This is a genomic window from Sorangium sp. So ce406 (genome assembly GCF_051474675.1).
In the GTDB taxonomy this organism is placed as follows: Bacteria; Myxococcota_A; Polyangia; order Polyangiales; family Polyangiaceae; genus Sorangium; species Sorangium cellulosum_G.
The window spans coordinates 12,259,909-12,285,900 of sequence record NZ_CP150340.1 but is presented as its reverse complement, the minus strand read 5'-3'; the positions used below and the strand labels follow the sequence as shown (position 1 = coordinate 12,285,900).

At 74.4% G+C, this 25,992-nt stretch carries 18 protein-coding genes; 3 read left to right on the top strand and 15 right to left on the bottom strand.

Annotation, left to right across the window (positions count from 1 at the left end; all coding sequences use genetic code 11):
• Positions 1-44 precede the first annotated feature (44 nt).
• From WME96_RS46160 to WME96_RS46115, 10 genes are all read right to left on the bottom strand, one after another.
• Entirely contained in the window at positions 45-1,055 is a 1,011-nt protein-coding gene (locus WME96_RS46160; RefSeq protein ID WP_437287911.1) for a UDP-glucuronic acid decarboxylase family protein, read from the bottom strand.
• Complete coding sequence (locus WME96_RS46155; protein WP_437287910.1) at positions 1,048-2,199, bottom strand: CgeB family protein; 1,152 nt, start codon at positions 2,197-2,199, stop codon at positions 1,048-1,050. Before WME96_RS46155 ends, WME96_RS46160 begins: the two co-directional genes overlap by 8 nt.
• On the bottom strand, positions 2,196-3,410 hold the full coding sequence (locus WME96_RS46150) for a CgeB family protein (RefSeq protein WP_437287909.1): 1,215 nt from the start codon (positions 3,408-3,410) through the stop codon (positions 2,196-2,198). Before WME96_RS46150 ends, WME96_RS46155 begins: the two co-directional genes overlap by 4 nt.
• Positions 3,401-4,591 (bottom strand): glycosyltransferase family 4 protein, encoded by a 1,191-nt coding sequence (locus WME96_RS46145; protein WP_437287908.1) that lies wholly within the window; start codon positions 4,589-4,591, stop codon positions 3,401-3,403. Before WME96_RS46145 ends, WME96_RS46150 begins: the two co-directional genes overlap by 10 nt.
• Complete coding sequence (locus tag WME96_RS46140) at positions 4,578-5,870, bottom strand: TIGR04295 family B12-binding domain-containing radical SAM protein (RefSeq protein ID WP_437287907.1); 1,293 nt, start codon at positions 5,868-5,870, stop codon at positions 4,578-4,580. The genes WME96_RS46145 and WME96_RS46140 overlap by 14 nt, the downstream gene beginning before the upstream one ends.
• Entirely contained in the window at positions 5,867-6,964 is a 1,098-nt protein-coding gene (locus WME96_RS46135) for an SDR family NAD(P)-dependent oxidoreductase (protein WP_437287906.1), read from the bottom strand. Before WME96_RS46135 ends, WME96_RS46140 begins: the two co-directional genes overlap by 4 nt.
• Positions 6,965-7,408: 444 nt before the next feature.
• A complete protein-coding gene (locus tag WME96_RS46130) occupies positions 7,409-8,764 on the bottom strand; it encodes a hypothetical protein (RefSeq protein WP_437287905.1) in 1,356 nt (451 codons plus the stop codon).
• 208 nt (positions 8,765-8,972) lie between these two features.
• Entirely contained in the window at positions 8,973-10,073 is a 1,101-nt protein-coding gene (locus tag WME96_RS46125; protein ID WP_437287904.1) for a hypothetical protein, read from the bottom strand.
• A gap of 33 nt (positions 10,074-10,106) precedes the next feature.
• Positions 10,107-12,362 (bottom strand): substrate-binding domain-containing protein, encoded by a 2,256-nt coding sequence (locus tag WME96_RS46120; RefSeq protein ID WP_437287903.1) that lies wholly within the window; start codon positions 12,360-12,362, stop codon positions 10,107-10,109.
• Between the two features lie 110 nt (positions 12,363-12,472).
• A complete protein-coding gene (locus WME96_RS46115; protein WP_437287902.1) occupies positions 12,473-14,719 on the bottom strand; it encodes a substrate-binding domain-containing protein in 2,247 nt (748 codons plus the stop codon).
• Positions 14,720-14,977: 258 nt separating this feature from the next.
• Between WME96_RS46115 and WME96_RS46110 the strand changes: the two genes are divergently transcribed.
• The 3 genes from WME96_RS46110 to WME96_RS46100 all read left to right on the top strand — a co-directional run bounded on the left by WME96_RS46110 (position 14,978) and on the right by WME96_RS46100 (position 17,538).
• The gene (locus WME96_RS46110) at positions 14,978-16,171 is read left to right on the top strand and encodes a hypothetical protein (protein WP_437287901.1); all 1,194 of its coding nucleotides are present in this window, start codon (positions 14,978-14,980) and stop codon (positions 16,169-16,171) included.
• Positions 16,172-16,470: 299 nt separating this feature from the next.
• Positions 16,471-16,983 (top strand): DoxX family protein, encoded by a 513-nt coding sequence (locus WME96_RS46105; RefSeq protein ID WP_437287900.1) that lies wholly within the window; start codon positions 16,471-16,473, stop codon positions 16,981-16,983.
• A 111-nt stretch (positions 16,984-17,094) separates the two neighbouring features.
• Positions 17,095-17,538 (top strand): VOC family protein, encoded by a 444-nt coding sequence (locus tag WME96_RS46100; protein WP_437287899.1) that lies wholly within the window; start codon positions 17,095-17,097, stop codon positions 17,536-17,538.
• A gap of 127 nt (positions 17,539-17,665) precedes the next feature.
• Here the strand turns inward: WME96_RS46100 and WME96_RS46095 are convergent, their stop codons facing one another.
• The 5 genes from WME96_RS46095 to WME96_RS46075 form a co-directional block, all read right to left on the bottom strand.
• Positions 17,666-18,001 carry a hypothetical protein gene (locus WME96_RS46095; protein WP_437287898.1) on the bottom strand — a complete coding sequence of 112 codons (336 nt, stop codon included), beginning with the start codon at positions 17,999-18,001 and terminating at the stop codon, positions 17,666-17,668.
• On the bottom strand, positions 17,998-18,381 hold the full coding sequence (locus WME96_RS46090) for a phage holin family protein (RefSeq protein WP_437287897.1): 384 nt from the start codon (positions 18,379-18,381) through the stop codon (positions 17,998-18,000). Before WME96_RS46090 ends, WME96_RS46095 begins: the two co-directional genes overlap by 4 nt.
• Before the next feature lie 383 nt (positions 18,382-18,764).
• Positions 18,765-19,961: a glycosyltransferase family 4 protein gene (locus tag WME96_RS46085; protein ID WP_437287896.1), complete on the bottom strand. Its 1,197-nt coding sequence runs from the start codon at positions 19,959-19,961 to the stop codon at positions 18,765-18,767.
• A complete protein-coding gene (locus tag WME96_RS46080) occupies positions 19,958-21,259 on the bottom strand; it encodes a phenylacetate--CoA ligase family protein (protein ID WP_437287895.1) in 1,302 nt (433 codons plus the stop codon). The genes WME96_RS46085 and WME96_RS46080 overlap by 4 nt, the downstream gene beginning before the upstream one ends.
• A gap of 468 nt (positions 21,260-21,727) precedes the next feature.
• Positions 21,728-25,717: a protein kinase domain-containing protein gene (locus WME96_RS46075; protein ID WP_437287894.1), complete on the bottom strand. Its 3,990-nt coding sequence runs from the start codon at positions 25,715-25,717 to the stop codon at positions 21,728-21,730.
• Positions 25,718-25,992: the final 275 nt, after the last annotated feature.

The following is a 25,992-nucleotide window of genomic DNA, read 5'->3' as shown; positions in this document are numbered from 1 at the left end:
GCGCCGGCGGCGGAGCGGCTCGGCGAGGGCGCCGCGTCGGCCGCTCAGCTCGCCATCGCCGTCTCCCCCCGGCGCGACCCCTCCCCCGCCCCGGCGAGCGCCGCCCGGAAGCCCTGGATCGTCGCGTAGAGCCCCTGCCTGAGCGCGACGCGCGGCTCGAAGCCCAGCGTCCGGCGGGCCAGCTCGATCATCGGCCGCCGCTGCCGCGGGTCGTCCTCCGGCAGCGGCCTGAACACGATCCGGCTCGCGCTCCCGGTGAGCCGCACGATCTCCTGCGCCAGCTCGAGCACCGTCACCTCCACCGGATTGCCCAGGTTCACCGGCCCCACCTCCACCGGATGCTCCATGAGCCGCAAACACCCCTCCACCAGGTCGTCGACGTAACAGAAGCTCCGCGTCTGCGATCCGCTCCCGTAGACCGTCAGGTCTTCCCCCCGCAGCGCCTGGACGATGAAGTTGCTCACCGCGCGGCCGTCGTCGACGGCCATCCGCGGCCCGTACGTGTTGAAGATCCGCGCGATGCGCCCCGACGCGCGCCCCTGACGGTGGAAGTCCATCACCAGCGACTCCGCGCAGCGCTTGCCCTCGTCGTAGCAGGCGCGCACGCCGACCGGGTTCACCCGCCCGAGGTAGCCCTCCGGCTGCGGGTGCACCTCGGGGTCGCCGTACACCTCGCTGGTCGACGCCTGCAGCATCCGCGCGCCGTGGCGCTCGGCGCACGAGAGCGCGTGCAGCGCGCCGAGCACGTTCGTCATCGTGGTGCGCACCGGATCGCCCTGGTAGCGCGCGGGGCTCGCCGGACACGCCATGTTGTAGATCCGGTCGACCTCGTGATCGAAGGGCGCCGTCACGTCGTGCTCGACCAGCCAGAAGCGGCTGCTCCGCATCAGGTGCGCCACGTTGGCCGGCGAGCCCGTCGAGAAGTCGTCGAGCGCGATCACCTCGTGGCCCTCCGCGAGGAGCCGCTCGCACAGGTGCGAGCCGATGAAGCCGGCGCCCCCCGTCACCAGGATGCGCATGCTCCTCCCCAACGTCCTTCCGTTCGCGTCACCCATCGGAACACCTCCGTTGTCGCAATACCGCCCCTCGCTGGCCGCCGGGGCCACCTCCGCCCCGGCGGCGGCTCCCCGCGTCGAGCACCTCGCGCGTGAGGCGCTCGAGCGCCTCGGCGCGGTGCGCCGCCGTGTGCTCGGCGAGGACGCGCCGGCGCGCGCGGCGGCCGACCGCGGCGCGCGCCCGCTCGGGCATGTCGCAGAGCAGCCGGAGCACGTCCTCGGTCGACCGCGCGATCAGGATCTCCTCGCCCGGATGGAAGAACGCGTCGATGCCCGGCCAGCCGTCGCTCACGACCGTCGCGCCGCACGCCGCCGCCTCGAACAGCCGGGCGCTCGGCGAGTAGCCGACGTCCGCCGCGTCCCGCGGCGTCACGTCGAGCGTGAACCGCTGCGCGACGTGGAAGCCCCGGTGCGCGCCCGCCGGGATCCGCTCGATCCACGACACGTTCCCCGGAACATCGAGGCCCGCCGGGTACCGCGCCCCGGCGACCGCGAAGCTCGACCGCGGCAGCAGGCGCGCCGGCCGGAGGAGCAGGCGCTCCAGCGGGCCGTGGCAGTCCTCCCGGTAGTCCCCGAGGTGGCCGAGGTCCCAGACGCACGCCGTCGGCTCGGGGAAGTAGATCTCCGGGTCCACGCCGCAGTGGAGCGGGCGGGCCCTCACCGCGCCGTGCCGGCGCTCCAGCAGCTCGATCGCCGGGCCGCCGGTCGACGACAGGTAGAGATCGTAACGGGGGACCAGCGCCGGCGTGATGTGCTCGTGCTGCCCGGTCGCGAGCTCCCGGAGCGTGGCCGGCGTGTCGAGGTCGTGGAACGCGGCGCGGCCGCCCGCCTCGCCCGTCACCCACGCCCCGATCGCCGCCCCCTCCGCGATGCGCGAGCCGACGATCACGAGATCCGCCCGCCGCACCGCCCCGGAGAACCGGTCCTTCAGCTCCTCGAGGCTCGCGTAGCGCGCCACCTCGCCGCGCCGGCTCGACAGGGGATCGCCGTCCGCAGGGGGCTCGTCGCGCTCCAGGAACAGCGCTGTGTGCCCGCGCTCGACAAGCGCCCGGAGCAGGCCGCGGTAGGTCGTCGCGCGCTCGTCGCCCCGCGGCGACGTGATGGACGGCCCGAGGAAGACATAGCTGTAGCCGGAGGCGGTCATGCGAGCGGGCTCCGGTGGTGCGCGGGGCGGCAGCGGCGGACGCCGGACGGCGGGCCGCTCCGCTCCAGGTCGTCCTCCTCGCCCTCGGTGAACCAGAGCGACGGCGACAGGAGGAGCTCGTCGACGAGGTCGAGCAGCGTGTCCACGCGGTGCGCGCACGTGTGGCGCGCGAGCACCGTCCGGCGCCCGTGCTCGGCGACGCCGCGCGCGAAGCCCGGGTCCGCGAGGAGCGCGCGCAGGTGCTCCGTCATCTCCGCGCCGGTGCGCGCGGCGAGGTAGTCGCGGCCGGGCGAGAGCAGGCGCTCGGCGTCGGCCCACGGCGCGCTCACGAGCGGGATCCCGCACGCGAGCGCCTCGAAGGGCCGCGTCCCGGGGGCGCCGGGGAGCAGCGCGGACCCCGGCCGCCGCGGGATGTGCACCGTGACGCGGGCGCGCGCGAGGGCGTCGGGGACGAGGTGGCCCGGCAGCGAGCCGCAGACCTCGACGCCGGCGTCCGCGAGCGCCGCGCGCGCGCGCTCGGGGTAGCGGGCCCCGTGCACGCGCGCGCGCAGCCCGAGCGCCCGCGCCGGCTCGATCAGGAACTCGCGCAGCGCCGCGGCCCGCTCGCCGTCCTCCCAGTCGCCGATCCACACGAGATCGCGCTCCTTCTCGACCTCGGGCAGCGGCCGGAAGAGGCGCGCGTCGGCGGCCTCGTGCCACACCACGGCGCGCCGCGCGACGCCGCGGCTCAGGTACAGCTCGCAGAGGCCCTTTCCAGCGCCGAGCACGCAGTCGTACCCGGAGAGATCGCGCCGCACGATCGCGGCCGGATCGGCGAGCAGGCGGCGGTGCGCGCCGTGGAAGAAGAGGTGGTAGCCCTCCGTGCGCGCGCGGTGCTCGCCGAGGCGCCGGACGAGCTCGGGGTCGCTCCGCGCGTCGACGAGCGCGAGGTCGACGCCCTCGAGCGCGGCGTCGAGGTCCAGCGTGGAGAGCGCGTAGCGGCGCGGCAAGAGGCGCGGGTAGACGGCGGCCGCGTCGATCAGCGCGGCGGGGCCGCGGGCGGCGGGGCGGTGGGCGCCCGAGGCGCCGCACGGATCGAGCGGGTCGAACGGCTCGAAGGCGAGGACGTCGTGGCCGCGCGCGTCGAGCTCCGCCGCGACGCCGCGGAGGAAGCGCGCGCTCCCGTGGTCCCGGTCGGAGAGCAGCGAGCGACAGAAGAGCGCTATTCGCATGGTGTCCCGCAGGGCGTGGGAGGAGGGCTGTCCCGCCGGGGCGCCGGCGGCCGGGCCGCGAGCGCGACGGCGTAGAGGTCGAGGTAGCGGCGGGCCATGACGCGCGGGCTGAAGCGCACCGCGCGCCGGCGGGCGAGCGCGCCGAGCGCGTCGCGGCGCGCGGCGTCCCGGATGAGCTGGTCGAGCGCGCCCGCGAGCGCGGCCGGGTCGTCCGCCGGGACGTAGACCGCGGCGTCGCCCCAGACCTCGCGCAGGCTGGGCAGGTCGCCGAGCACGAGCGCGCAGCCGGAGAGGCCTGCCTCGAGGACCGACATGCCGAACGGCTCGTACCGCGCGGGGAAGGCGTAGATCGCGGCGCGCCCCATCCACCACGCGAGCTCGCCCTCGCTCATCCACCCGAGCGAGCAGAGGCTCTCCCCGGTGCGGCGGCCGACGCCGCCCGGCGCGACGTCGCTCCCGGCCACGAGCACCGGCCACGGGAGGCGGGGCGCGACCTTCTCGAGGGCGGCGAGGTTCTTGGCCTCGTCCCAGAGCCGGCCGGCCGCGAACACGAACGCCTCCTTCGCCGCCGGCGCGAACCGCCGCCGGTCGCGCGCGTGCGGGATGACGTGGCCGCGGCCGACGCCGAGCGCGCCGTACTCGCCGGCGAGCGCGCTCAGCATCGCCGCGCTCGGCGCGATCACCGCCTCGGCGGCGCGGAGCCCCGCCGCGACCCGCGCGCGGTACCGATCGTGGCGCACCGGCGGCGGGAGGCGGTGGACGGCGCGCCACCACGACAGCACGCACGCGTGCGCCACGACGACGCGCGGCGCCCGGAACGGCAGGGCCGCGTGGCAGTAGCCGTTCAGGTGGATGAGGTCCGGCCGCGTCCGCTGCTCGAGGTCGAGCAGCCAGCCGCCCGCCGCCGCGACGTCGTCCCAGGGGTCGTCCATCCACTCGAGCCGGTAGGCGCCCTCGACGAGCTCGAGGCCCTGTATCGCGGCGGCCGCCGCGCGCGCCGCGTCCGACAGCGGCCCGCCCATCGTCGCGAGGACCGTGGCCACGCCGGCGCGCGAGAGCGCCCCGGCGAGCTCGATCGCGTAGGTCCACACGCCGCCGTGCGCGTCGGCGGTCATCAGCACGCGCCCGGGCCGCGGCCGCGGCGCCGCCGCGCTCGGGGGGCCGCCGTCACCGCGCGCCATGCTCGAGCTCCGCGAGCGGCAGCGGCCGGCTGTCCTGGAGGTCGCTGAACTTCCGGTGCTCGGCGATGTAATGCGCGTGCGCCCGCTCCCAGGCGCCGTCGTCCGGCGCCCCCCACCGCGCGGCGTACGCGGGCGAGCCGGGGTACGGGAACATCGGGACCGGCTCGTTGGCCCACACGCCGAGCCCGAGGAGCCGCTGCCGCCACGCCTCGACGGCGTCCGCGTCGTCGGCGCTCGAGGGGAGCAGGTTGGCCTGCACGAACGGCACGCTCCTGCGCGCGTGGACGAGCAGCGCGGTGAGCTCCTCGGCCGACGCGCTGCGCCGCACGGCGGGCGCGCCGCCCTCCTCCCGCGACGGGCTCTCGACGCCGGCCTCGATGGAGACGCAGCCCGCGCGGCCGAGCAGATCGAGCATCTCGCGCGACCAGCGGTCGATCCGGAGCTGGACGCCGAACGCGACGTCGCGCGCGCGGAGCGCCTCGAGGAGGTCCCGGTCGGGCAGGAAGCGCTCGTCGACGAAGTAGACGTACCGGACCCCCTCGACGAGGAGGCCGTCGAGCTCGTCGAGCACAGTCTCGAGCGGACGGCGCCGGATCCAGTCGTGGAGGGGCTCCTTCCCGCGCGGGGCGCCGCGGTAGGGGCCGCCGCGCGAGGCCTCGAGCTCGGCGCCCGGCCCCTCGGGCACGGCGTCGAAGCGGTGGTGGTGGTGCAGGTGCCGCGCGATCGCGGCGCCGTCCCACCGCAAGGCCGGCAGCGTCCTCAGGTTGGCGGCGTGGGGGCCGCCCTGCACGTGGTCGATGCCCTTCCTGCGGTAGGCGATCGACGGGATCTGCCAGAAGCGCGACTCCGGCACGCCCGCGAGCAGGACGAGGATCTCCTCGCACTCGCCGAGGATCACGACGTCGACGCCGAGCTTGCGGAGGGCCGCGCGCGGCGTCGACGAGCCGTGGGGCCCGACGGCGACGAGCAGGCCCCCGTGGCCGCGCAGCGCGGCGGCGGTCGCCATGGGCACGCGCAGCTCCGGCGGCGGGCAGCGCCAGAAGAGGTAGCTCGGGGCCGTGGCGATCGCCGTCATGTCCGGGCGGAACGCGGCGATCTCGGCGCGCAGCGCGACGAGGTCGATCCCGCGCGCGTGGGCGTCGAGCAGGGCGGCCTCGTGCCCCGCGCGCTCGAGCAGCACCCTCGCGTACCCGAGCTCGAGCGGCAGGTGCGGCTCGCGGCAGCCGAGGTAGATGCTGCCCTGGAAGCTCCAGGGCGGGTTGACCAGCGCGACCTTCATGAGGCCATCCCGAGCCGGCCGTGCCGGCCGAGCCGGGCAGACAGGGGGGCGTCCGGGTAGGCGGCCTCGAGGCGCTCCTCCACGCCGAGGCGCCATTGGTAGAGCGCGCGCAGCCCCTCGCGGAGGTCGACGCGCGGCGCCCAGCCGGTGAGCGCCTGGAAGGCGCGGCAGTCGGAGACGTAATACCGCGGATCGCCGGGCCGCCACCCGGCGAGCGAGACGGCCGGGCGGGGCCCGTCGAGCTCGGCGACGAGGTCGAGCAGCTCGACGAGGCTCACCGCCCTCGCCGGCCCGCCGCCGACGTTGAAGGCGCGCCCCGACGCGGGCTTGATGTCGCGCCGCGCGAGCAGGAGGGCGTCGACGAGGTCCTCGACGAACAGCGCGTCGCGGACCTGGAGCCCGTCGCCGTGGACGGTGATCGGGTCGCGGCGGATCGCGCGCGCGACGACGTGGGCGATCCACCCCTGGTCCTCGCTCCCGAACTGCCGGGGGCCGTAGGTGCAGCTCACCCGCAGCACCGCGGCGTCGAGGCCGAAGGTGCGCGCGTAATCGATGACGTACTGGTCCGCGGCGCCCTTGGAGCACCCGTGAGGGGTCCGGAGATCGATCGGCCGCTCTTCCGAGATGCCGTGTTCGCGCGTGCGCTCGCAGCGGGGCTGATACCGCTCGTCGCCCCGATCGAGCGGGAGGTCGGCGAGCGCGCCGTAGACCTTGCTCGTGGAGGCGAAGAGCAGCGGCGGGGGCCGGCTCATCTTCCGGAGCGCCTCGAGCACGTTGAGCGTGCCGCGCGCGTTCACCTCGAAGTCGAGCGCCGGGTCCGCGACGCTCCGCGTGACGGCGGCCTGCGCGGCGAGGTGGAAGACGAACGAGGCGCGCCGCACGGCGTCGCTCACGGCCTGCTCGTCCCGGATATCGCACTCCATGATCGTCACGCCGCCGCCGTGGCGCTCCTTCAGGAGCGCGACGTTCCGCTCGACGAACGCGCGCGCCAGGTTGTCGAACACGAGCACCGGCTCTCCCTGGCGGAGGAGCCGGTCAGCGAGGTGAGAGCCGATGAAGCCGGCTCCCCCCGTGATCAGGACATGGTCAGGCATCACTTGCTCCGTTCCGGTCTGGACGAGCAGCCGTGGGCGAGAGATCGCACCTCGGGAGCGGGCGGCGCAGGGCGGCGCGTCAGGCAGAGCGTCTGCCCGTCGCGCGGTGTCCCCCCCGACCCGCGCCGCGCTGCGCGGGGGTCTCTGAGGAGACACCGATTAACATGCGACCTGGAGACCCGCAATCCGATCAGAGGCGCTTTGTCTCATGCGCTGTGTCGAGCCGGGAGCGCTCCCTGGACCGCGTACGGCGCCGCCGGATGGCGTCGTGGACTCGATGGGACGCAAAGCGATCTCGACGCGAGATCCGGTGTTCGGAGGCGCGATGAGAGCGGCCGGGGACAGGGGCGTGAAGGAGGGGGCGCGCTCGGCGCGGGGCGGAAGCGGCGGGGGCGAGGCGGAGGGCGGCGCGGACGCGCCCTCGCGGCCCACGCGAGACGGGGCTCAGCTCGCGATCGGCTGGCCGGTCAGGCGCAGGTAGATATACGCGTACCCGAGGGCGGTGATCGGCGCGGCCACGATCGTGCCGAGGCAGCAGGCGAGCACGCCGCCGAGCATGAGCGCGAAGGCGAGCAGGGCGTAGACGAAGAGGCCGCCCTTGTGTCCAGTCGTGATTCGCCAGCTTTCCTTCATCGCGTCGATCGTGCCCAGGTTTTTATCGACGATGCACATCGTCGTCATGCTCAGGCCGAGCCCGAGGATGACGCCGGGGACGATCAGGAAGATCGCGCCGACGAAGACGGCGATCGAGGTGAGGAGCTGGGCGCCGAGGATGGGGAGGAACCACTGGCCGCCGGCGAGGATGTCGTTGAACGAGTACGGCTGGCCGCGCGCCACCTTCAGCAGGAGCAGGGAGAGGCCTCCGGCGAAGTAGCTGCTGATCACGAGGCCGACGAGCTGCATGAGGCCCTGGACGGCCGACCCCAGGCCGGGCGCGTCCGCCGCGAGCGACGCCTGGATGCCCCCGCCGATGACGTTGGGGAAGCCCGCCGCGAGCCCGACGACGAACATGGCGCCGATGATGACCGCCGGATCGCGCTTCAAGCGCTCCCAGCCGAAGGACGCCGCGTCGCCCGCTCCCCACGAGGTCGAGCCGCCCATGCCCGGGGGCTGACCGTAGCCGCCCCCGCCCGGGGGCTGACCGTAGCCACCGCCGCCCGGGGGCGGACCGTAGCCGCCCCCGCCCGGAGGCGGACCGTAGCCGCCCCCGCCCGGAGGCTGCCCCCAGCCGCCGCCGCCCGGGGGCTGTCCCCAGCCACCGCCGCCGCCGGGGGGCGGGCCCCAGCCGCCGCCGCCGCCCGGTGGCGGGCCGTAGCCCGCGCCGCCCGGCGGTTGACCGTAGCCGCCGCCCGGAGGCGGGCCGTAGCCACTGCCACCCGGCGGTTGCCCCGGCGGCTGACCGTAGCCCCCGCCCGGCGGTTGCCCCGGCGGCTGACCGTAGCCCCCGCCCGGCGGTTGCCCCGGCGGCTGACCGTAGCCCCCGCCCGGCGGCTGCCCCGGCGGCTGACCGTAGCCCCCGCCCGGCGGTTGCCCCGGCGGCTGACCATAGCCCCCGCCCGGCGGCTGACCGTACGCGCCCCCCGGCGGCTGCCCCGGCGGCTGACCGTAGCCCCCGCCCGGCGGCTGACCGTACGCGCCCCCCGGCGGTTGCCCCGGCGGCTGCCCCTGACCGGCGCCTCCCGGAGGCTGGCCATGGCCGCCGCCCGGAGGCGGACCATAGCCGCCGCCGCCCGGAGGCTGGCCATAACCACCACCGCCCTGACCGCCCCCTGATCCCCCGCCCCAGCCACCTTGGCTCATCTTGTCTCCACCGGTGCAAGCACCAATTACCCCCCAGCCAACCAACGCCACTATACGTGGAGCGGGTCGACGCGAAACAACGAACGCGCCGCTCGCGCGAGCCGAGAGCCCCTGTCCAGGACCGGCTCGCTCCACCTGCCCGCCGCGCGCCAGAGCGGCACGAAATTCACGGGCGCGACACCGGAGAGCACGAAACCGAGCACGATCATCACGGCGGCGAGCCGCCCAGGCAGAGGCCAGCGATGCTGCTCGTGAACGACTTCCCATCCCCGCCGCGGACCACGGCGGAGTTGCCCGTGAGCGGCGATGAGAACACCTCCTCCACGACGCCGGCCCCCGCCTTCGCCGTCACGAAGCGGCCGACCAGCGCGCCCGGCGACACGGCCTCGATCGGAGCGCCCGGCGCGAGCGCCTGCTCCTTGGGCAGCTCCGCGCGCCGGAACCCGCCGAACCGCACCACCGCGCCGCCGTCCGGTCCGTGCGCAATTTTACCGACACACTGTCCAGCCGCCGTGCTGACGGCCGCGTAGCTCACGGCGGGGTCGACCGGCAGCCGCATCGATTCGCCGACGAGGACGGCGGCGACGGCGAGGACGAAGACGGTCACCGGCACCACCAGCGCGGTCGCCACGACCGCCGCGGCGGCGCCGGAGGTCGCCCGGCCGAACGAGGCGAGATCGGCGCTCACGGCCTGCTCGAACGACTGCAGGATGACGACCTGGCGCGCGCGCACGCGCTCGAGGACGGCGGGCGCGACGAGGTTGTCGGCGGCGCAGAAGCCGCAGCGGGCGATCCCGTCGTCGCTGCCGCCGTCGAGCGGCGCGCCGCACACGTGGCACGCCGCCGGCTCGCCGGGGGCCGCGGGCGGGCGCGCGGCGCACGCCTCCTCGAGCCGGCGCTGCCGGCGGCGCACGAGCGCGAGCACGGCCGCGCCCGCGCCGACGGTGCCGAGCCACGCCGCCACCACCATGCCGCCGGTGACGAGCCGCCCGTCGTCGTCGGGGGTGACCCAGATCCCCAAAAGGACGAGCGCGGCGAACCCGGTGATCGGCACCGAGGCCAGCGCGAACACCACGAGGAGCCGCGCGTGTCGCCGCGACGCCGTGACCAGCGTCCGCCGGAGCGCGTCCGAGAGCTGGCGGCGGCGCACGTCGGCCTGGAACACGACGTGCGCCGCGGCGCGCAGGCCCTGGGCCGCCTCGCCGGGCGGCGGTCCGCGGTGGTGGCACGCCGGGCACGCCATGAGGTCCGGGCTGGCGAGGGACACCGGCGCAGGTCGCCCGCAGCGCGGGCAGTGCACGGCGAGCATCGGCCGATTCTACGGCAGGCGCGTCTCCGCACGTCAAGGCGCGTCGCGCGCGCGCCTGCCCGCCGGCGCGAGCTCGCGGAGCGCCGCCGACAGCGAGGCGAACGTCGCCAGCTCGCCGAGATCGACGCCGACGAGGCTCACCGCGATCTCGGGGCGCACGCCGACCAGATGGACCCGCGCCCCGAGCAGCGCCGCCGCGCGGCTGATCCTGCCCAGCGTGCTGGCGACCTGGGCGTCCACGAACGGGACGCCTGTGAGGTCGAGCAGCACGCGAGACGCCCTGTGCCGGCTCACCCCCTCGGACACCTTCTCGAGCACCTGCTGCGCGCGGCCGCCGTCGATCATCCCGATCAGCGGCACGAGCAGCACGCCGCGCAGGAGCGGGATGATCGGACAGCCCAGCTCGCGCACCGTCTCCGACAGCGCGCGCTCGATCTCGAACGCCTTTTGCAGATCGGCGTGCTGCGACGACAGCGACTCCAGCAGCGCGTCGCGCTCGAGCGCCGCGCCGAGCAGCGTCCCCCAGATCGCGACCGTCCCCTCGTCCCCGGCCATCTCGACCTGGGTCGGGCCGATGAGCACCAGGATCCCCCAGTCGCGCCGGACAGAGCGTATCGGCAGCAGCAGCACCATGAACGTGCCGTCGGCGGCCGACGCCGGCAGCATCTCCGCCGGCGGAAACTCCTCCGGCGCGCAGCGGCTGCCGAGCGGGGGCACCGGGCTGCCGTCGCGGCTGTAGGCGCCGGCGACGACGAGGCGCTCGCGCGCGGCCGGGTCCTCCCACAGCGCGAGGCAGCCCCAGACCACCGGGGTCGCCTCGAGCCACGCCAGCGACCGCGGCTCCTGGCAGGTGCCGCCGAGCAGCGCGAAGCTGACGTCGTGGTTGATCCTCGCCAGCACCCCGAGCTGGTGGACGACCTGTGTCTCGGCCTCGAGCCGCGCCCGCGCGAGCGCGAGGCGCGACCGCTCCAGGAACGCCTCCACCCGCCGCCTGGACGCGGCGTCGACGGGCGCGCCGCGCCGCTCGTGGAGCTGGCCCAGCAGGCGGAGCGCCGCCATCAAGGTGCCCAGATCGGGCGTGATGTCGACGGCCTGCCGACAGGCCCGCTCGATCTCGACCGCCGGGACCGGCGCTGCGCCCCGGAGCGCCGCGAAGTAACCGTCGACCACCTGCGCGACCGCCGGCCACACGTCCGCCGGCGCGACGTCGGGCGGGAGCGGCCGGGGAAGGAGCAAGAGCTCGACCATCTGCCGGGCCACGGCGCCGCCGGCGTCCTCCTCGCCGGGGGCCGCGCTCTCCCTGTCGAGGAAGTCCGCGATCGTGTCGCACCCACACGAGCTCCGCACGACGAGCACGTTGTCCGTGTGCACGCCCTCGGGCGGGAAGGCCTCGCCGGCGATCATCGACGCGAGGAGATCGCCCGCCGCGCTCCCCATCATCTCGAACCGCTGGCGCACCGTGGTCAGCGGCGGATCGACGCCCTGCGCCTCCACGACGTCATCGAACCCGACGATGGCGAGGTCCTCGGGGATGCGGACGCCCGCCGCCTTCAGCGGGGGCATCATCCCGAGCGCGTTCTTGTCCGTGCCGAAGACCGCCGCCGTGCACGCGGGCAGCTTCGCGAGGAGCGCCGGCGCGGCGGCCTGGCCGCCGCTGTACCAGTTGTTGTCGCTCTCGACGACCAGGTCGGGGTCGAAGGGGATCCCCGCCTCGGCGAGCGTGTCCTTGTAGGCCGCGAAGCGCTCGCGCACGTCGTACGCCGCGAAGTAGCCGACGAACGCGATGCGCCGGTGCCCGTGCTCGATCAGGTGGCGCACCGCGCTCCGCATGCCGCCGTGGTTGTCCGGGATCACGGCCGGGCAAACGACCTCGGAGGCGCGGGTGCCGACGGTGATGAACGGGACCCGCGCGCGCGCGAGCGCCTCGATGCCGTGCAGCTCGATCACGACGATCCACCCGTCCACCTGCTCCCTGGCGAGCGCGGGCGCGTGGACCTCGGCGGGCGTGCCGCGCAGCACCAGCGTGCGGATCCCGTGCTCCTGCGCCGACGCGTGGATGCCCCTCAGGACAGGGTTCCAGAACGAGCCGTCGAGAAAGGGGGTGATGACGCCGACGGTGCGAGGGCGGGCTCCCGCGCCCTGGAGCGGCGGCGGGGCGAGCGTCCGGCGCGCGGGCGGGAACGTGGTGCGGCGCGCGGGAGGGACCGTCGAGCCGGACCTCCCTCCCGAGGGCAGCTCGCCCCACTGCTCCGGCACTGCGACGCCGCTGCCCTGCCCCCCGTCCCCCATCGCTGTGCTCCTGTCGGCCTGCGTGCCCACGTCCAGCCGAGCCGCCTCGTGCAGGGGCCCGCTTCACCCATAGTCCGCTCTCGGGTGGGCGGTGCACAAGGCGAAGCGGCTCAGCGCGCGCCCCGCCTCGCCTGGAGCCCGCGTCCCCCTGCCGGCGCGAGCTCGCGGAGCGCCGCCGACAGCGAGGCGAACGTGGCCAGCTCGCCGACGTCGATGTCGACGAGGCTCTTCGCGATGTCGGGGCGCACGCCGACCAGATAGACCCGCGCCCCGAGCAGCGCCGCCGCGCGGCGGGTCATGCCCAGGAAATGGGCGACCTGCGCGTCCAGGAACGGGACGCCCGTGAGGTCGAGCAGCACGCACAGGGCCTCGTGCCGGCTCACCCCTTCTGCCACCTTCTCGAGCACCTGCTGCGCGCGGCCGCCGTCGATCATCCCGATCAGCGGCACGAGCAGCACCCCGGGCAGCAGCGGGATGATCGGGCAGCCCAGCTCGCGCACCGTCTCCCACAGCGCGCGCTCGATCGCGACCGCCTTTTGCAGGTCGGCGTGCTGCGACGACAGCGACTCCAGCAGCGCGTCGCGCTCGAGCGCCGCGCCGAGCAGCGTCCCCCAGATCGCGACCGTCCCCTCGTCCCCGGTCATCGCGACGATGGTCGGGCCGACGAGCGCCAGGATCCCCCAGTCGCGCTGGGCGGAGCGAATCGGCAGCAGCAGCACCATGAACGTGCCGTCGGTGGCCGACGCCGGCAGCATCTCCGCCGGCGGAAACGCCTCCCGCGCGCAGCGGCTGCCGTCCGGGGGCACCGGGCTGCCGTCGCGGCTGTAGGCGCCGGCGACCACGAGGCGCTCGCGCGTTGCCGGGTCCTCCCACAGCGCGAGGCAGCCCCAGACCGCCGTGGTCGTCTCGAGCCACGCCAGCGACCGGTATTCCTGCCGGGTGCCGCCGAGCAGCGCGTAGCTGACGTCGTGGTTCGTCCTCGCGAGCACCCCGAGCTGGTGGACATGCTGTGTCTCGGCCTCGAGCCGCGCCCGCGCGATCGCGAGGCGAAGAAGCTCCAGGAAGTCTTCCACCCGCCGCCTGGCCGCGGCGTCGAGGGGCGCGCCGCGCCGCTCGGGGAGCTGGCCCAGCAGCCGGGCCGTCGCCAGGAGGGTCCCCAGATCGGGCGTGATGTCGACAGCCTGCCGATAGGCCCGCTCGAGCTCGGCGGCCGGTGCCGGCGCGGCGCCCCGGAGCGCCGCGAAATACAGGTCGACCACCCGCGTGACCCCCGGCCATACAACCGCCGGCGGGGTATCGGGCGGGAGCGGCTGGGGAAGGAGCAAGAGCTCGACCATCTGCCGGGCCACGGCGCCGCCGGCGTCCTCGTCGGACGCCGCGCCCTCCGTGTCGAGGAAGTTCTGGATCACGTTGCATCCGCACGAGCTGCGCACGACGAGCAGGTTCGCCGTGCGGACGCCCTCGGGCGGGAAGGCCTCGCCGGCGATCATCGACGCGAGGAGATCGCCCGCCGCGCTCCCCATCATCTCGAACCGCTGGCGCACGGTGGTCAGCGGCGGGTCGGCGCTCTGCGCCTCCACGACGTCGTCGAAGCCGATGATCGCGAAATCCTCGGGGATGCGGACGCCCGCCGCCTTCATCGCGGACATCATCCCGAGCGCGTTCTTGTCCGTGCCGAAGACCGCCGCCGTGCACGCGGGCAGCTTCGCGAGGAGCGCCGGCGCGGCGGCCCGGCCGCCGCTGTACATGTTGTTGTCGCACGGGATGATCAGATCGGGGTCGACGGGGATACCCGCCTCGGCGAGCGTGTCCTTGTAGGCGTCGCGGCGCTCGCGCACGTCGTACGCGGCGAAGTTGCCGACGAACGCGATGCGCCGGTGCCCGTGCTCGATCAGGTGGCGCACCGCGCTCCGGATGCCGCCGTGGTTGTCCGGGAGCACCGCCGGGCAGTCGATCTCCGCGGGCCGGGCGCCGAGCGTGATGAGCGGGATCCCCGCGCGCGCGAGCTCCTCGAGGCCCTCGAACTCGATGATCACGATCCACCCGTCCACCTGCTCCCTCGCGAGCGAGGGCGCCTGGACCTCGGGCGGCGTGCCGCGCAGCACCAGCGTGCGAAGCCCGCGCTGCCGCGCCGACTCATGGATGCCGATCAGGACAGGACCCCAGAAGGCGCCGGACAGAAAGGGGGCGATGACGCCCACGGTGCGAGGGCGAGCCGCCCCGCCCGGGACCTCGGCCCGGCGCGCGTCAGGGCCCGAGACGCCGGCCTTGCCCCTGGCCTGCCGCCCCGCGGTGCCGGGCAGCTCGCCCCACTGCTCCGGAAGCGGTACCCCACTGCCCTGGCGACCCTGACCCATGTTCGACGGCCTCCTGCTCGTGTCCTGACCGCCCTCCCCACGCTCTGCGCAGACGGTCTACAGCGTACACGCTGCGCCGGCAGCCCGGGCGAGAAGACTGTTGATCTGCCGCGGATCCTCGGCAATTCGTCAGTCTGCGAACAGGGCTCCCCCACCGCGTGTCGCCGGCGAGCCCGGGCGCCGTCGCCAGGCGACGCGGGCGCGGGGCGATCCGGCCCCGCGCGCGTCGGGCGAGCCTCGCGGTGGTAGCGTTGTGCGATGCGATACCGCGACGAACGGGACGCGCTGCGCGGGCGCGTGGACAGCCTCGAGGAGCAGCTCGCGACGGCCAGGAAGCAGCTCGACGACCACCGCGACGACGATCGGGCGGCGCGCGTCGAGCAGCTCGAGCGTCAGATGGCGGACGCCCGCCGCGTGCTCGACCAGCTCGGCCGCGAGCTCGACGCGGTGCGCGGCCGGCCGAGGCGGTCGCTGTTCGCGCCGGTCCTGGCGATGGTCGCGGGCCTCGGGATCTGCGGCGCGGTGCTGGGTCATGTGCTGCTGCGGCCCGCGTCCGAGGCGCCGGTCGACGCGGCTCCGCAGCCGGTTCCGGTCCTTGCCCCGCTGCCGGAGCCCACGTCCATGGCCCCCGAGCCCGCGCCGACGCCGACCGCGCCGGCCCCCGAGAGGCCGTTGCGGACGGCGACCGCGACCTGGGAGGCGGCCGTCGCGCGCGCCACGGGGCTCCCCCTCGCGGCCGGCGCGCGGTGCACCGTCCAGGCGGAGCTCGCGAGCGCGGGCGACGACATCCGTGTGCCGTCGCTCCAGGTCGTTTGCGGCGGGAAGCCGATCTATCGATCGAGCGATGCGCTCAACGGCATGTCGATGTTCAGCAGCGGCGTGGAGGAGGACTCCGGCGCGGAGCCTGGCACGCAGGTCTATGCCATCTCGTACCAGGACAAGGGCTCGCGCGCCGGGGAGCGGGCCGAGGTCTCGCTCGACAGCATCCGCAGGGCCGGCGCCGTCTGGAGCGACTCGGCGCCCGCGTACCGCGTCGAGCTCACGCTGGCTTACCAGAGCCCGCCCGTCGCGGGGGAGCCGCTCCTCGACGCCACGAAGATGACGCTGCGCCGGTCCGCGGCCGTCACCGAGTCCACGGGACCGAGCCCGGTGAAGGCGGGCGTGAGGTGCGCGCTGCGCGTCTCGCCGCTCCCGCGAGGCGGCAAGTGCCTCACGCGCCTCGCCTGCGCCGGCCGCATGCTCTACGGGGCGGGCACGACCGGCGTCTCCGAGTGCACGGTGGAGGGCGATCGCGTCGTCCGCGTCCACGACGGGAACACGACCCGGGACGGGGGCGATCCGGCGTTCGATCTCGACCTCGCGACGGGGCGGGTGACCGTGCGCGATGAGACGGAGCGCGGCGCGTGGAGCGTCGGCGTGCAGCTCGATCCGGCCGCGGGAGAGGGCCAGTGACGCCCGGAGCTCGACGTCGTTCGACGTGAATTGAGAATTCCGAGCAAGTAAACGCAATGATCTACAGCGCGGGATGCGGGAGAAGCGCTGCGCTCCGCGCGCTCGAGCGTGCCTCGCGGTGGTATGTTCGCGGCGCTCGTGGCCGATGAAGTGACCTGTCGCACCGCAGGCAGCCGGCGCCGAGGTCGGACGCGTGCCCGGTGGTCGGGTGGCGGGGTCGGTCGATTTTTTTTCAGGGCACCGATGATTTCGATCAGGTGCGGCGGTCTATGACTTCGAACCCGGACAGAGAGGCCCCCATGACCGCGATCTCCCCCGACATTCTCCACGCCGCACAGACCCGAGACGAGAACGAGGCGCCCCGGACCGGCGCTGCCCCCGGCGCCGTGACCGGCGCGCCGAGCGAGGTCCAGCGCTCGGTCCCGAGCTCCAGGAAGGCGCTGTGGGCTGGCCGTATCCTGAGCGGCCTCGCCGTCCTGTTCCTGGGCTTCGACGCCACGGGCAAGCTGCTCCAGCCGCCCGAGTTCGTGGAGGGCACGACCAGCCTCGGGTATTCGGCGAGCGTGATCTTCCCCCTCGGGGTGCTGCAGGTCGTGTGCCTGCTCTTCTACGTCATCCCGCGCACGGCGGTGCTGGGGGCCGTGCTCTGGACGGGCTATCTGGGTGGCGCGATCGCGACGCACGTGCGCGTCGGCAGCCCGCTCTTCAGCCACACGCTGTTCCCGATCTACGTGGCGGCGCTGATCTGGGGCGGGCTCTGGCTGCGCGATCGGCGGCTCCGCGCCGTCCTCCCGCTCCGGGCGGCGGAGTGAGGAGAGCCGGCGTCCGCGAGGACCGATGAGCTGGAGTCCCTCGCGGCGTCAGGGCATCGAGCGCAGCGCTGAGTCAACGATTTTCGCGGCGCGGGCCGCACGGAGGAAGACATGTCGATCAAGAGCCTGAATCCTTATCTGATCTTCAACGGAACGGCCGACAAGGCCATCAAGCTCTACGAGAGCGCGCTGGGCGCGAAGAGCGACGGCCCGCCGATGCGCTTCGGCGACATCCCGGGCGACAACCCGGCTCCCGAGAGCAAGGAGCGGATCATGCACGCCACGCTGCGCATCGGCGGGGGCGTCCTCATGATCAGCGACACCATGCCCGGCATGCCGGCCCCGAACGAAGAAGGCCACACCGAGGTCTGCTTGCACTTCGACGACGCCGCGGAGATGGCGAGGGTGTTCGACGCCCTCGCCGCGGGCGGCAAGGTCACGATGCCCCTGCAGGACACGTTCTGGGGCGCGAAGTACGGCACCCTCACCGACGCGTTCGGCATCCGCTGGATGTTCAACTGTCAGCGCGAGAACTGCCAGGACCAGCAGGCGTGACGCCGAGCGGCGCTCGGCGCCGCGGCCTACGTGCAGCGCCGGGCTGGACGGCGCGATGACGAGAGCCGCGCGATGACGAGAGCCCGCTCCGCGGCGCGGTGAGCCCGGCCGGGGCGGGCGCGCGGCGTTACCGCCGCAGCGACTTGTAAAACATGTAGCCGAATCCGAGCGTCAGGGCGACGAGGACGGCCCCGCCGAGCGTGACGTACGGCAGGATCTTCTCCCGTGCTTGCCGCTCCATCTCGCCGACGCGGCTCACGAGGTCCTCGCGGACCGCGTCGGCCCGCTGCTCGAGGCGCTCGCGCTCTGGCGAGTCCTTCGCCTCGCTGTCCCTGACGGCGGGGTGCGCGCCGCCGGGGCTCACGGCGATCCGATCGAGCTCTTCCAGGTTCGCGCGGACGTGGGATCGGAGCAGCGCGGCGCGTTGCTCGAGGTCGTCGATGCCGTTTGCGTTGGTGCTCATGCGATCTCTTCCTTCAGCAGGTTGGCCTGGGCCTGGGCGTGCTCCTTGGTGGCGTCGAGCGGCGGCTCCCGCGGGATGGCCCGGTAGCCGACCAGCCCGGCGATCGCTGCCGTGATGAGGAGGGCGCCTGCGATGACGAGCGCCGGCACCGCCCCGCCGAGCGCGAGGGCCGCCGCGACGAGGAGCATCGCGAGCATCAGGATCGCGGCGGCGAAGGCGACGCCGAACGCGATCGCCGCGCTCTTGAGCCTGGTGATGTCCTGCTGGGTCTCGTTCTTCGCGAGCGCGATCTCGATCTTGATCAGCTCCTGTGTGTCCTGGATGGCGTCTCTGACGAGATCGACGAGCCCGCTCTCCTTGGGCTGGTGGTTGTTCGCCATGGCTTCCTCCCGTGGGATGGGTCGTCTGGACCCCTCATCCGGCGTTCCGCCGGCGGGTTCGTCCGTCGTGCGCACTGGCCAGCTCCGTCCACCGCCAGTTCGTAGGACCTCCAAATGCATCGATCGGACCAGGCAGCGCCCACGCCCGCGATCTCCGGGGCGCCGACAGCATCAACAGCCCGGCCGAGAGGACGATCGACGCCCATCACGCCACATGTGGCGAGCCTGCGCGCGCGATGTGAGGCGCCTCTACGCCCCTGTTTCCGCGCTCACGTAGCTTGTTTCCGCGGCCACGTCCCGTGGTTGAAGAGCCCGTCGCGCAGCGCCGCGACGACTGTTGTCCTGAGGCCCCCTTGCCGCCCCGCCCCCCCAGCGACCCGGAGCTACCCGCCGAGGACCTCGGCGTAGAGGTCCTCGTACGCCCGGATCATCCGGTCCATCCCGAACCGCTCGATCATCCGCGCCCGCCCCCGCATCCCCATCTCGGCGCGGTCTTCCCGCACGGCCACCGCCTCCAGCGCCGCCGCCAGCGTCTCCGGCGCGCCCGGCGACACGAGCAGCCCCGTCTCGCCCTCCTGCACGATCTCCGGGTTGCCGCCCACGCGCGTGGCCACGATCGGCAGCCCCGCCGAGGCCGCCTCGATGAGCGTGAGCGAGATCCCCTCCGTCAGCGACGCGAGCGCGAACGCGTCGAACGCCGGGAGCAGCTCCGCCACGTCGCCGCGCGTCCCCGTGAAGGTCACCGCGCCGCCCAGCCCGAGCCGCGCCGCCTGCTGCTCGAGCGCCGGACGGACCGGACCGTCGCCGATCAGCGTCAGGTGCGCGTCCGCCCGCACCTCGCGGAGCCGCGCGAACGCCGCGAGCAGCGTCGCGTGGTCCTTCTCCGGCGAGAGCCGCGCCACGCACCCCACGTGGTAGCCCGCGGCGGGCACGCCGAGCCGCGCCCGCGCCGCCCCCGCCTCGCCCGGCCGGAACACGTCCGTGTCCACGCCGTTCAGGATCGTCACCACCTTGGCCGGGTCGACCCGCTCCACCTCGATCGCGACAGCGCGCGCGTCGTCGCTCACCGCCACCACCCGGTCCGTGAGCGCCGCCGCCAGCCGGTTGACCAGCACTTTCCGCTTCTGTTTCGGGTAGTTACGCCCGTGCTTCGTGTGGATGACGCGCGGCCCGCCGCCGCCGCCACCGCCAGCCAAGCCCGCGGCCCGCGCGAGGCCCGCCGCGAGCGCGCCGTAGAGGTGCGGCCCCGGGTTGTGCGTGTGGACCAGCCCGATCCCCTCGCGCCGCAGCCACGCCGACAGCCGCACCGGGAGCCCGGGGTCGAGGCCTGGCCTGCGCGGGATCACGACCAGCGGCACGTCGAGCCGCGCGAGCTCCTCGGCGAGCGCGCCGGGCTCCTGCAGCGCGCACACGACCGGCGCGAACCGGTCGCGCGCCGTCCGCTCCAGGAGCCGGAGCACCACCCGCTCGAGCCCGCCGACGTTGAGCGACAGCACGACGTGCGCGACCTTCGCCGGCCGGCCCGGCGCCGCGCGCGGCCCTGCTCCCGGCGTCGGCGGAGCCTCGGGGGCTCCGATCACGCCGCGACCTCGCGGCCGAACTCGATGGGCACCTCGGACACCGTGAACCGGAACTTGCCGCCCGACGTGACCGGGATCTCGTCGACGAGCTGCACCCGGATGGCCGCCCGCTCCCCGAGGAACCGGCGGAGATCGCGCTCGATCGCCTCCGACGTCTCCGGCTTGTAGCCCTCGCCGGGGATGATCCTGATCGTGATCGCCCGCGTCTTGTCCTGGTGGACCTGGTAGCGCTCCACCGTCGGGTTGTCCTTGAAGAAGTACGGGAAGAACACGGACGAGAGGAGCTGGCCGTCCGGCCCGACGATCATGTCGAGCACCCGCCCCTCGACCGAGGCGAGCAGCGGGAGCCCGCGGCCGCACGAGCACGACGTGTCCGCGGCGACCACCACGTCCTCGTTCTTGTAGCGGATCAGCGGCATCGACCGGCAGATGAGGTCGGTCAGGATCACCTCACCGGGCTCGCCGGGCTTCGCGTGCCGGCCGCCGCACTGCACCTCGACGAAGATGTTCTCGATGTTGAGGTGTTTGCCCTCGCGGCGCTCGCACTCCGCGCCGATCAGCATCATCTCCCGACAGCCATAGCGATCGTAGACCGGCGCCTGGAACGCCTTCTCGATCGTCTCGCGCTGGTGCGGGAAGAGCCGCTCCGCCGTCGCGATGATCCCCTTCGGCGTCGGCAGCCTGTGCCCCGTGTCGAGCGCGTAGCGCGCCGTGTAGTAGAGCGGGCTCGTATATCCGACGACGAGGTTCGGCGCGTACCGGCGGATCTCGTCGACCACCCCCGCGAGCCGCTCCTCCGACAGGTTCCACGCGCTGACCGTCTTCTTCCGGATGGCGGCCTCGTGGAGCGTGCGCTTCACCTTCTTCCAGCGCGGCTCCTTGGTCGGGATGCCCCAGATGTAGAGCTCCTTCTCGCCGATCCGCCCGCCCGCCCACGCGTCGGCCCGCAGGGCCGCCGCGCTCCTACACTCGTACGTCGTGTGATCGTAAAAGAACCGCGCCGGCTCGCCGGTCGAGCCTCCGGTGCCGCTCCGGAAGAGCTTGCCGCTCCACCCGTCGGCGATCATCTCGCTGCCGTGCGCGCGGAGATCCGCCTTCGTGAGGACGGGAAAGCGCACGAGATCCTCGGGCGCATGCACGTCCTTCACCCGCACCCCGTACTCGGCGAAGCGGCGCCGGTAGAAGGGCACGTGCTGCTCCGCGAACTGGAGGGCCGCCTGCATCTTTCGCCAGTTGAGCTCGCGGAGCTCGCGCTCCGGCCGCCACTGGGACCGCTCCATCTCCTCGAGGTACGCCAATGTCGCCCTTCTTCGGAGTTTCGTCTCATAAAACGGATAGAGGACATTCCGAAAGAGTGCTGAGTACATAATAGGAGCTGATTCTTCCGAACCTTCGACAGGCCGTCAAGCCGCCCGCAGCCTGGCGTCGCGCCGCGCGCGCCCACGCTCCGGTAAGCGATCTGTGGAGGTGCCGTGATTGAACTCTACATCACACCTGCTTCTGCGTCCCGCGTCGCAGGCGCAGGCGCAGGCACACGGGCGCGCGCGCGCAGCGCCGCGCCCGCAAGGCGCCTCGCCCTGGGCGAGATCCGTCCGGGCGCGCCGCCATCGGGTGATCGGTTTGAAGCACGAGAGGGCAAGCCAGGGAGAGGCCCGGACAGAGAGCCAAGGAACTTCCTGGTTTTTGAAGCCGCCGCGGGAGCTCCGGCGGCGAGCGCGACCATGACCCCGCCGCGCGCGCGGCGGCCGACCGCGGCGCGGCGCCTCTCAGCCCGCGGTGGGCTCCGTCTCCTGCTGCCAGAGCGCCGCCAGCGCGAACGTCTTCGCGTTCTCCGGCACGGCCTGGCAGAAGCTCTGTCGCCGCGCCGGGTCGTGGATCCACTGGGCCCGCGTCACGAGCCGCTGCATCGCGACCGCGATCGCCTCGCGCGCCGCGTCGTGGTGCCCGGCGGCCCGGAGCGCCTCGGCGTACACGAGCCGGATCTGCGCCTCGCCCTCCTCGGTCCCCCCGACCGACACGAGCAGCCCGAGCCCGCGCCGCGCCGCCTCGAGCGCCTCGTGCGCGCGCCCCTGCTCGAGCAGCACCCGCGCGCGCACCGCGAGCGCGAGCGCCTGGAGCGTCGGCACGTGCGCCAGCATCGCCACGGCCGCGCCCGCCTCGTTGTCCGCCGCGCCGAGGCTGCCGAGCCGGATCAGGATCGCGGCGAGGTACGCGCGCGACCGCGCCTCCTGCCGCCGGTTCGCCTGCGCCGAGAACGCCTCGACGGCCTCGGCCGTGACCGTGCGCGCCGCGGCCAGGTCGCCCTGCTGCGTCCAGAGCAGCCCCAGGTTCTGCTTCGCGAACGTCGCGACGTTGTGCAGCCCCATCCGCTCCGCCTCCGCGAGCGCGTCGCGCAGCTCCGCCTCGGCGCGGTGGTACATCCCGAGCTGCACCAGGCAGTGCGCCGCGTTCACCCGGCTCAGGCACGCGTTCCGGAGATCGCCCGTCTGGAGGTACGCCGGGATGCTCTGCTCGGTGCACTCCAGCGACGCCGCCGGGTCGCCGTAGCAGAGCGCCCGCGACGCCCGCAGCGCGTGGATGCGCGCCGCCACCGCCGCGTCGCGCTCCGCGAGCGGCATCGCGACGCGCGCGAGCTCCTGCACGATCTCCTCCGCCGCGGCGTACTGGCCGCCGTGCAGGAGCGACCCGGCGATGCGCGCCAGCGCGCTCACCGAGGCGCCGGTCGCCTCCTCGACGTAGCTCGGGGGGCCGCCGCCGTGGCTCGGGGGACCGCCGCCGTGGCTCGGGGGGCCGCCGCCGTGGCCCGGGGGGCCGCCGCCGCGGAGCTCCTCGACGAGGTCCGCGAGCCGGTCGCCCATGCCGAGGCGCACGCGCATCGACGCCGCCTCCGCGGCCGCCGCGTACCAGAGCGCGCTCTTGCGCGGGAAGCCGCGCATCGCCATGACGGCGCACCGCTCGGCCTCGGCCGCCTCGCCGAGCCACTTGTGCGCCTCGGCCTGCACGAGGCGCAGCGCGGCGAAGAACTCCCCGTCCGCGTCGGCGCTCGCCACGCCCTGCTCGGCCCGCTGGATCGCGGCGCGGAAGTCGTTCGCCCCGAGCGCCTGCTCCGCCGCGCGCCGGAACCAGACGACCGCACGCTCGGCGTCGCCGCCGCGCTCGAAATGCTCGGCCAGCAGCGCCGCGTCGCGCTCGCCGGCCGCGTCCAGCCACTCGCCGGCGAGCAGGTGGCCGAGCGCGCGGTCCGCGTCGGTCAGCGTCTCGTACGCCGCCTCGCGCACGAGCGCGTGCCGGAAGGCGTACTCCTCTTCACCCCGGAACTTCCCCTCCCCCCGCCGCGCGATCAGCTCGCGGTCGACAAGCACCGCGAGCCACCCGTCCACCTGCGGGGCCCGCCGCTCGCCCCCGAGCAGCGCCATCAGCCCGCCGCGCCAGAACTTCTGGCCGAAGACGCTCGCCGCCCTGAGCACCCGCCGCGCCTCGGCGTCGAGCGACTCCAGCCGCGCCTGCACCATCGACAACACCGTCTCGGGCAGCGCCTCCGTCCGCCCCGAGGCGGCCGCGCGGATGAGCTCTTCCAGGTAGAACGCGTTGCCGCCGGCGCGCTCGCACAGCCGCGCGCACACGTCGGGCGTCACCGAGTCGCCGAGCACCTCGCGCACGAGCCGCTCGCTGCCGCGCCGCCCGATCTCGCGCAGCCGGATCTCCTGCACGCCGCGCGAGACCCACACCTTCGGGAAGACCGTCTCGACCTCGGGCCGGGCCAGCGCGAGCACCATGAGCGGCTGGTCCCGGTGCGCGAGCGCCGCGTCGATGAGCTTCACCGTGGGCACGTCGCCCCACTGCAGGTCCTCGAGCACGAGGAGCACCGGCTCGCCGCGGCACTCGGCGAGGACGAAGTCCTCCCAGGCGCGCCGGATCTGGTCGCCCATGAGCATCGGGTCGCTCCGCGCGGCGCGCAGCTCGACGCGGCCCTCGTCGGAGAAGCGGATGCGCGCCACCTCGCCGAGGAACTCGGTGACGCGCGCGCAGTCGGCGCCGCTCAGGTAGCGGCCTACCCGCGCGCGCAGGCGCTGCTCCCGCACCTCCTGCGGCTCGCCGCCGGAGAGCCCGGCCTCGCGGCGCAGCATCTGGCGCAGCATGCCGAAGGGCGAGCCGGCGCTCATCGGGTCGGCGTGGCCGAGCCAGACCTGCACCCGCTCGTTGCGCTCCTCGACCCGGCGCAGGAACTCGTAGCGCAGCCGGCTCTTGCCGAGCCCGGCGGGCGCCGTGATCACGACCGCGCGCGCGGTCGGCTCGGAGAGGCACTCGTCGAGCACGGCGTCGAGGATCGCGAGCTCGTGGTCGCGCCCCACGAACGGCGTCGCCCGCCCGAGCAGCGTCCGCGCCGCCTCGACGAGGTCGCGCTCGGCCCGGAGCACGAGGCCCGTGGCGTCGCCGCCGACGTCGAAGCGCGCGTCGAGCAGGCCGGCCATCACCTCGTCGAGGCGGATGAGCCCGTCCTCGGCGACGTCGAGCAGCCTCACGGCGCGGTCGATGGTCGGCCCCATCGGGAGCCGGTCGTCCGCGGCGGCGCGGCCGGCGACGAGCGCCATCTGGACGCCGGGCAAGAGGTCCCGCACCTCGATCGCGCAGCGCGCCGCGCGAGCCGCCTGGTCGGTGATGAGGCCGCGCCCCTCGAGCGTGATGAGCAGGAGCCCGTCGCCGGTCGTCGGCAGCGTCTGCAGCGCGCCGCCGAAGCGCGCGGCCACGCGCTTCACCTCCTCCTCCGGGACCACGCGCGCGAGCGGCATGGTCATCGGGAGGGTCATCGGCATGGTCGGGCCTTGCCAGGCGGCCTCCTGCGGGCCCATCCGCGCGAGCATCAGGCAGAGCGTCCGCCGCTCGCCGGTCGTGAGCGCGCTCGGGCGCCGGCTCACGGGCGCCGGGGGGGTGCTCTTGATCTCGCCCACCCGGAGCAGCTCGAGCGCCACGGCGGCGCCGTTCGCGGGGCGGCTCGCCGGGTCCTTCGCGAGCATGCGCGCCACGGCGGCGTCGACGGTCTCGGGGATGTCGGCGCGCAGGTCGCGCAGGCGCGGCGCCTCGTCGAGCACGACGCGCAGCAGCGCGGTGTGGATGTCGTCGCCGACGAACGGCGGCCGCCCGGTGAGGCAGTGGAACAGCACGCAGCCGAGCGCGAACACGTCGGCCTGGGGCCCCACGGCGCGCTCGCCGCGGGCCTGCTCGGGCGCCATGTAGAACGGCGTGCCCATGACGACGCCGGTCATGGTGAGGGGCGCGAGCGACGTGAGCCGCGCGATGCCGAAGTCGAGGAGCTTGACCTGCTCGACCGCCTTGTCGACGAGGTACAGGTTGCTCGGCTTGAGGTCGCGGTGGACGACGTTGTTGCGGTGCGCCTCGGCGAGCGCCTCGGCGACGCGCAGGCCGAGCAGGACGCTCTCGCCGACGGTGAGCCCGCGCCGGCGCAGCCGGTCGGCGAGGCTCTCGCCCTCGAGCCACTCCAGCGCGAGCCACGGCTCGCCGCTCTCGGTCGCCCCCTGCGCGATGTACCGGACGATGCCCGGGTGCCGCAGCTCCGCGAGCACCTGCGCCTCGCGCGCGAAGCGCTCGCCGTGCTCGAGGCCGCGGCCCGACATGACCTTGAGCGCCGCCGTCTCGCCGGTGTGCCGGTCGAGCGCGCGGTAGACGGAGCCCATCCCCCCCGACCCGGCGAGGCGCTCGATCAGGAAGCGGTCGGCGACGATGTCCCCGGGTTTCATCGGGACGGCGAGTATCACATGGAGGACACACGAAGAGACCAGATCGCGGCGCGCTGGGCGCCGGCGATACCGCCGCGAGGCCCTGCCGGAAGCCAGGAGGGGCGGGACCCTGCGGCAGTGGAGGAGATGGTGCGAGGAGAGCCATGCCATTGCGGGGGGATGACGCCGCGTGCGCTCTTCCGTCTGCAGGAGGGCCTCCCCAATGACACTACGTGTGTCCGAACGTTTACAGCGGGGCCTCCCAAATGACACTACGTGTGTCCGAACGTTTACAG

Coding starts and splice junctions, on each gene's coding strand:
- WME96_RS46160 (WP_437287911.1), bottom strand. CDS start 1,055: ATGGGTGACGCGAACGGAAGGACGTTGGGGAGGAGCATGCGCATCCTG.
- WME96_RS46155 (WP_437287910.1), bottom strand. CDS start 2,199: ATGACCGCCTCCGGCTACAGCTATGTCTTCCTCGGGCCGTCCATCACG.
- WME96_RS46150 (WP_437287909.1), bottom strand. CDS start 3,410: ATGCGAATAGCGCTCTTCTGTCGCTCGCTGCTCTCCGACCGGGACCAC.
- WME96_RS46145 (WP_437287908.1), bottom strand. CDS start 4,591: ATGGCGCGCGGTGACGGCGGCCCCCCGAGCGCGGCGGCGCCGCGGCCG.
- WME96_RS46140 (WP_437287907.1), bottom strand. CDS start 5,870: ATGAAGGTCGCGCTGGTCAACCCGCCCTGGAGCTTCCAGGGCAGCATC.
- WME96_RS46135 (WP_437287906.1), bottom strand. CDS start 6,964: ATGCCTGACCATGTCCTGATCACGGGGGGAGCCGGCTTCATCGGCTCT.
- WME96_RS46130 (WP_437287905.1), bottom strand. CDS start 8,764: ATGAGCCAAGGTGGCTGGGGCGGGGGATCAGGGGGCGGTCAGGGCGGT.
- WME96_RS46125 (WP_437287904.1), bottom strand. CDS start 10,073: ATGCTCGCCGTGCACTGCCCGCGCTGCGGGCGACCTGCGCCGGTGTCC.
- WME96_RS46120 (WP_437287903.1), bottom strand. CDS start 12,362: ATGGGGGACGGGGGGCAGGGCAGCGGCGTCGCAGTGCCGGAGCAGTGG.
- WME96_RS46115 (WP_437287902.1), bottom strand. CDS start 14,719: ATGGGTCAGGGTCGCCAGGGCAGTGGGGTACCGCTTCCGGAGCAGTGG.
- WME96_RS46110 (WP_437287901.1), top strand. CDS start 14,978: ATGCGATACCGCGACGAACGGGACGCGCTGCGCGGGCGCGTGGACAGC.
- WME96_RS46105 (WP_437287900.1), top strand. CDS start 16,471: ATGACCGCGATCTCCCCCGACATTCTCCACGCCGCACAGACCCGAGAC.
- WME96_RS46100 (WP_437287899.1), top strand. CDS start 17,095: ATGTCGATCAAGAGCCTGAATCCTTATCTGATCTTCAACGGAACGGCC.
- WME96_RS46095 (WP_437287898.1), bottom strand. CDS start 18,001: ATGAGCACCAACGCAAACGGCATCGACGACCTCGAGCAACGCGCCGCG.
- WME96_RS46090 (WP_437287897.1), bottom strand. CDS start 18,381: ATGGCGAACAACCACCAGCCCAAGGAGAGCGGGCTCGTCGATCTCGTC.
- WME96_RS46075 (WP_437287894.1), bottom strand. CDS start 25,717: ATGAAACCCGGGGACATCGTCGCCGACCGCTTCCTGATCGAGCGCCTC.